This window comes from Dactylosporangium sucinum, from assembly GCF_014647515.1.
Classification (GTDB): domain Bacteria; phylum Actinomycetota; class Actinomycetes; order Mycobacteriales; family Micromonosporaceae; genus Dactylosporangium; species Dactylosporangium sucinum.
Genome location: NZ_BMPI01000212.1, coordinates 1 through 599 on the forward strand (window position 1 = coordinate 1; position 599 = coordinate 599).

Annotated in this window: 1 protein-coding gene; it reads left to right on the top strand. The window is 70.3% G+C overall.

What is annotated here, in order from left to right:
• On the top strand, nucleotides 1-599 hold a 599-nt coding region (locus IEZ31_RS55895), incomplete at both ends, for a carbohydrate-binding protein (protein WP_190258307.1).

Sequence of the window (599 nt, forward strand, 5' to 3'; positions counted from 1 at the left end):
AACTTCGGCGACAAGGTCGCCTACACCGTGACCGTCACCGACCCGGGCGGCGCGGCGATCGACTGCTCGAAGGTCTACGTCAACCCGGCCCTCGGCCACGACGACCACCTGCACGAGACCACCGAGTACCCCGGCTGCTCCGGCACCATCTCCACCGACCTGCTCGGCGGGCACCCGGACGGCGCGAACCTGTTCTACGCGCTCATCGCCCACTACACCGACAACGGCGGCGCGGGCGGCGCGGCCCCGCTGACCGGCTACGGCCAGGCGATCCTGCAGCCGAAGCACAAGCAGGCGGAGTACTTCACCGCCCAGTCCGGCATCCGGGTCATCGACCAGGCCGGCGCCGAGAGCGGCAAACGCATCGGCGACATCTCCAACAACGACTGGATCTCGTTCAACCCGATGAGCCTGCAGGGCATCACGAACGTCAGCTACCGGCTCTCCTCGCCGACCGGCGGCGGCTCCATCGAGCTGCGCGCCGACTCGCCGACCGGCACCCTGCTGGCGACCACGGCGGTGCCCAGCACCGGCGGCTGGGACAACTACCAGTCCACGGCGCCGGTGAACACCGCGGCGCTGTCCGGCACGCACACGCT